6 protein-coding genes are annotated in these 5,268 nt (G+C 70.3%); 4 read left to right on the top strand and 2 right to left on the bottom strand.

Features of this window, described 5'->3' with window-relative positions:
* A partial coding sequence (locus PKH97_RS13335) for a molybdopterin-dependent oxidoreductase (protein WP_324388005.1) occupies positions 1 to 1,771 on the bottom strand: 1,771 nt, incomplete at its 3' end.
* Positions 1,772 to 1,895: 124 nt separating this feature from the next.
* Positions 1,896 to 2,306 carry a hypothetical protein gene (locus PKH97_RS13330; RefSeq protein WP_324388004.1) on the bottom strand — a complete coding sequence of 137 codons (411 nt, stop codon included), beginning with the start codon at positions 2,304 to 2,306 and terminating at the stop codon, positions 1,896 to 1,898.
* 43 nt (positions 2,307 to 2,349) lie between these two features.
* Between PKH97_RS13330 and PKH97_RS13325 the strand changes: the two genes are divergently transcribed.
* From PKH97_RS13325 to PKH97_RS13310, 4 genes are all read left to right on the top strand, one after another.
* Positions 2,350 to 2,703, top strand: coding sequence for a hypothetical protein (locus PKH97_RS13325; protein ID WP_324388002.1), 354 nt, complete (start codon positions 2,350 to 2,352; stop codon positions 2,701 to 2,703).
* Positions 2,704 to 2,934: 231 nt separating this feature from the next.
* Complete coding sequence (locus PKH97_RS13320; protein ID WP_324388001.1) at positions 2,935 to 3,150, top strand: hypothetical protein; 216 nt, start codon at positions 2,935 to 2,937, stop codon at positions 3,148 to 3,150.
* A 478-nt stretch (positions 3,151 to 3,628) separates the two neighbouring features.
* Positions 3,629 to 3,955: a helix-turn-helix transcriptional regulator gene (locus tag PKH97_RS13315; protein ID WP_324388000.1), complete on the top strand. Its 327-nt coding sequence runs from the start codon at positions 3,629 to 3,631 to the stop codon at positions 3,953 to 3,955.
* Positions 3,956 to 4,539: 584 nt separating this feature from the next.
* Complete coding sequence (locus PKH97_RS13310; RefSeq protein WP_324387999.1) at positions 4,540 to 5,154, top strand: HipA domain-containing protein; 615 nt, start codon at positions 4,540 to 4,542, stop codon at positions 5,152 to 5,154.
* Positions 5,155 to 5,268 lie beyond the last annotated feature (114 nt).

Genomic DNA, 5,268 nt, shown 5'->3' with positions numbered 1-5,268 from the left:
ACGCTGCCGCCGGCACGTACGGCAACGCCGCATCGAGCGGCGTCGCGAGGTCGATCCGCTGGTCGCGCGTCGCCAGCCGGTCGGGCAGGCGCGGCTCCAACGGCCCGAGGTCCACCCCGCCCGGGGTGGCGGCCAGCTTGGCCACGCTCAGCCCGTGGCCGGACGTCCGCAGCAGGAGGTCGACCTGCTGCTTCGGCGTGGTGCGGAAGCGGGCCTGCGCCTCCACGACGTGTGGCAGGTCCTTGACCGTGTGCAGCACCCGCGTCGCCGCCCCCTTGATCCCGCTCCCGGCCTCGGCCGCCGCGCGCAGCGCGATGATCCGCAGCGCCAACTCGCGCGCGATCTCCCAGTCGTGCCGCGCCTCCTCGGGCTTCTCGAACAGCGCCGGGCTCCACCGCGCGGTGTTGCGGACCGCGAGCGTGTGAAAGATCAGGTCGTAGTGGTCGCGCTCGAGGGGCCCGGTCGGCGGGAGGATGACATCGGCATACCGGGTGGATTCGGTGACATAGAAGTCGATGGCGACCATGAACTCCAGGCCGGCGAGGGCGTCGCCGAGGGCCGAGCCGGCGGGCGTGGACGAGACGGGGTTGCCGGCGATGCACACCAGCCCCCGGATCTGGCCGTCGCCGGGCGTGGTGATCTCCTCGGCGAGCACCGACACCGGCAGCTCACTGCCGAACTCCGGCAGCCCGCGCACGCGCGTCGACCAGGACCCGAGGTGCCCTCCGCCGATCAGCTTCTTGCCGACCATGTCGATCGCCGGGCTGGTGAACATCGTCCCGCCGGGCCGGTCGAGGTTGCCGGTCAGGATGTTGATCGCCTGCGCCGCCCACTGCGCCACGCTGCCGTATGCCTGCGTGGACGCCCCCATCCGCGCGTGCACCGCGGCGCTCGGCGCGGCCGCGATCGCGCGAGCGAGGTCGGTGATCCGGTCGGCCGGGATGCCGCTCGCCTGCGCCGCCCGCTCAGCGGTGAACGGGCCGACGACCTCGCGGACGGCGTCGATGCCGTCGACGTAGTCCGCCGGGCGGGCGAGGTCCTCGGCGAGGATCGTGCGCACCATCGCGAGCAGGACATACGCATCGCTGCCGGGGCGGATCGGGAGGTAGTCGTCGGCGACCTTGGCCGTCTCGGTGCGGCGCGGGTCGACGACGACGAGGCGCCCGCTGCGCGCTTTGAGGTCGCGCCGCCGGCCGGGGAAGTCGGGTACGGTCATGATCGAGCCATTGCTGGCCATCGGGTTGGTGCCGAAGAGCACGAGCAGATCGGTCCGGTCGATGTCGGGGATCGGCAGGAGGAATTGGTGCCCGTAGAGCGCCCACGCCATCAACTGGTGGGGGAGTTGGTCGACCGAGGTGGCACTGAAGGTGTTGCGGGACTTGATGGTTCGCACCAGGTTGACGCCGTGCGTGAGCGCGCCGACGCTGTGCACATTCGGGTTGCCGAGATAGGCCGCGACCGCGTCGTTGCCGTGCTCGGCCTGGATCGCGACGATCCGCTCGGCCACCAGGTCGAAGGCCTCCTCCCAGCCGATCGGCTCCCACGTCGCGTCCGCCCCGGGGGCGCCGACGCGACGGACCGGCGTGCGCAGGCGGTCGGGATCGGTGTGCAGGTCCTGCAACGCGATCGCCTTGGGGCAGATGTGCCCCCGCGAGAGCGGGTCGGCGTTATGTCCCCGGATGCCGCGGACCTCCTCCCCGTCGATCGTCACCTCGAGCCCGCAACTGGCCTCGCACAGGACACAGGTGATGTAGCGGGTTTCCTCGGCCATGCCCGCAGTCTCGCAGAGGCGCCGGCTCGGCCTCGTGTGGCGTGGCCCGGTCGCATGGCCCCATTTCCGAGCTCGCGCATGCCGGTCATCTGTCGCCGAACGCGCGTACGGGACAGACCCCTTGTCAGCCGACAGCGCGAGTCAGGGTGTCGGCGAGCTGGTGCAGGAGTGCCTCGGCCTTCGCCGAGGTCGCGGCTGTGGTGGTCAGGTCGAGTACGACACCGCTGGTGAGTGGAACGATCGCCCGCCCCATGGCCTTGGCGCCGATGGCGACCACGAATCCCTTGCCGCTCGGCGGGAAGTCGAGCGACTGCGCCGCCGGGGGCATGTGACCGGTGATACCCCGGACGATCGTGGCAGCCATGGCGGGGTTCGCGTAGCGGTTGACCTGGTAGGCGAGCGAGGACTCGGCCGCGCTCCAGTTGCACCGGTCGACGTGGGTGACCATGTCATCGCTGGTGTCGGGGATCTTCAGGGTCGTGGGTTTGCTGCCGAGGAGCGTCGTCGCGGTTCCGAGGTCGATGAGGGCGCACACGCTGTGATCCTTCGGCAGGCCCCCTGCGCCTGCGGGGGGAGTCGTGGCTGACGCGTCCGTGTTGGTGCTGGTCGGTGACGTGCTCGCCGGTGAGGACGTCGCCCTCGTTTCGGAGGACGGCATTGCCGTTGACGCCGTTGTGTCCGTGGCGGGCGATGCCGGCGTGCCGCTCGTCGATCCCGAGGCACCGCAGGCGCTCGCGCCGAGGAAGACGGTCGCGGCCAGAGCCGACAGTGCCACCGGTCGCCGGCCGCCCCGACCAGGCTTCGGAACGGTGGACGATGGGCAAGCGGACGGCATACGGCCTCCTCGGCTGGGGCGGCGGTATGCCGCGCCACCCACTCTCGCCCCGGTCACGGCGCCATGTCAGGCGTGGAGCCCGGCATCTGCGTGGTAGTGCCGGCACCACTGGATGACCGAGGCGCCGGCGGCCGGAGCGGCAAACCTTAGGCCTGGGATTGGACGGACAACGGATTCACCACCCGCAGTTGCGGGAACCAGCTGAAGTCCCGGTCGGCCGACCACAGCGCATCGACGCCGTGCGCCAGGCAGATCGCCGCGATCCGCGCGTCGTGAATCCGGGCACCCGTGACGGTCCCTGGGGCGAGCAGGTGCCTGAGACGTCGAGGTGATCGCGCGACTCGCCGATCAGTTGGATGCCTGGGTGACCGGCAAGGTTGCGGGCGGCGTCGAGCGCAAGCGGCACCGGGGTCGGCGGCGCGTAGATTCGCGGGTGCGTTACGACGGCCAGGAACTCATGCAGGCAGGCCCAGGGAATCGCGCATCCCCCTCGGTGAGCGACCGCCCGTTGGATAGCCGCTCGTGCGCCCTGGTGATGGGGTGAGTCCTCGCGGTGGGCATAGACGAGAAGATTGGTGTCGAGCGCGATCATTCGGGGAGGCCGTATGCCCGGGCGAGCGCCGCCGGGGGTGTTAGGTCCACCGCCAGGCCCTGCCCGGCGAACGTTGGGCAGATGAGATCCACGGCCACCACGGTTCGGCGCCGATCGACCTCCGCCCGCAGGCCGGTCACGACCAGGTCGCGCAGGGTCGTCCCCTCCTGACGGGCGAGCTAGCGGGCTTCGCCCGCCAGGGCGTCCGGGAGCTCGATCGTCGTCGTCATATGGTTAACCATACTCAATGACCCGTACTCCCGTATCCCTCTTCGCTGGCCTTCTCTAGGGGAATAGTGCAGATGGCCACGGAAGGGCGCGCCGACCCCACGCAACGACAGCCCGCAGGACAGCCGCGAGCGCCCGCCTTACGTATGACTGGAAAGAATTCTCAGCACGTAGGGACATAAGGCGAGATATTCTTGGCATCATGGCTCGATACGTGCACCCGGAAGCCGCCGCTGCGGCGGAAGTGCTCGGGCAGCGGATCCGTATCGCCCGGCAGCAGAAAGGCTGGACCGCGGCCAAGCTCGCGCAGCTTCTTGGCGTCAGCCGGCCCACCGTCACGGCGATCGAGACCGGCCAACTTCACGTGGCCGTGGGGACGGTCTTCAGCGCGGCGGCACTGTCCGGGGTTCGGCTCTTTGGGGCCGAAGGCACCGAACTGGTCCGGTTGCGGCGCGTCGGGGCCGAGACCCTTGCCCTGATGCCCGCGCGCGTTCACGCCGAGAAGATCGAGATCGACGATGACTTCTGAGGCGGTCGTGTGGACGTGGCTCCCCGGCGCCGTGGCGCCCGTCCCCGCCGGTCGGCTGCGCGCGACCCAGGGAGGTCTGGCCTTCGCCTACGCCCGCAGCTACCTCGATCGCGCCGACGCCATCAGCCTGTATGGCCCGGAACTGCCGCTGCGCAGCGGTCCGATAGAGCCGCTCCCCGGCCTGGCCATGCCATCGTGCCTTCGGGACGGATCGCCGGACGCGTGGGGACGCCGAGTCATCGCCACCCGGATGACGGGCAACCCGGACGACGACAGCCTCACCGAGGTCAACCTGATGCTGCTCTCCGGGTCGAATCGCATCGGTGCCAACGACTTCCAGGCGCGCCCCGATGCGTATGTCGCTCGGTCTGACACCGCGCCCGTCGCCGATCTCCTGGACGCCGCCGAACGACTCGACGCGGGTGAGCGGCTCCCGGCGGAGATCGCGGCAGCCCTTGTGCACGGGACCAGCGTTGGTGGTGCTCGACCCAAGATCCTCTTGCGTGACAACGGAGTCGAGTTCCTGGCGAAGCTCTCGTCCTCGACCGACCGCTATCCGGTTGTCAAAGCCGAGGCTGCGGGCAATGGCCCTGGCGAGAATGGCCGGGATCGACGCCGCAGAGACGTCGCTACGACGGATCAGCGGACGAGACGCGCTGTTGGTCCGCCGCTTCGATCGTGTCGAGGGCGCACGCCGGCACGTGGTCTCGGGGCTGACCCTTCTGGGGCTGGAGGAGATGGCCGGCCGATACGCGACCTATCCTGACCTGGTTGCGGTGCTCACCGAAGGTGGAGACGATGCCGCCGCCAAAGTGTTCGAACGCATCGCCGCCTATATCGCCCTCGGCAACTTCGACGACCATGCCCGCAACCACGCGGCGTTCTGGGACGGGCGCGGACTAACGCTCACCCCGGCATACGACATCTGCCCCCAGCCGCGATCGGGGGAGACGGCGTATCAGGCGATGGCTTACGGACTCGACGGGCAACGGGCCGCGGAACTCCCCGCACTGGTCCGCGCCGCCCCGGCATACGGACTCACTATTGCGGACGCGCGCAGCCGGGTCGATCGCATCGTCGATGCGGTCGAGAGCGGGTGGGCGGATGCTGCCGACGAGGCGAAACTCAGTGCGGCAGAGCGGGACCGGCTCTGGCGCCGGCTCATCCTCAACCCGGCCAGCGTTCGCGGCCTGCGCTAGTCGGCGAACGGCCGGTCACACCGGCAGCCAGCCGGAGACGACCGTGCCGGAGCCGGGGGCGGAGCGCACCAGGCACTCGCCACCGGCGGCGCGGAGGCGGTCGGCCATGCCGGT

This window comes from Nostocoides sp., from assembly GCF_035343835.1.
Classification (GTDB): Bacteria; Actinomycetota; Actinomycetes; order Actinomycetales; family Dermatophilaceae; genus Nostocoides_A; species Nostocoides_A vanveenii.
The sequence above is the reverse complement of the archived record's forward strand: the minus strand, read 5'-3'. Positions and strand labels throughout refer to the sequence as shown.

What these genes read in the sequence shown, in the direction of transcription:
- PKH97_RS13315 (WP_324388000.1), top strand. Translation starts at nt 3,629, where the DNA reads ATGGCTCGATACGTGCACCCGGAAGCCGCCGCTGCGGCGGAAGTGCTC.
- PKH97_RS13310 (WP_324387999.1), top strand. Translation starts at nt 4,540, where the DNA reads ATGGCCCTGGCGAGAATGGCCGGGATCGACGCCGCAGAGACGTCGCTA.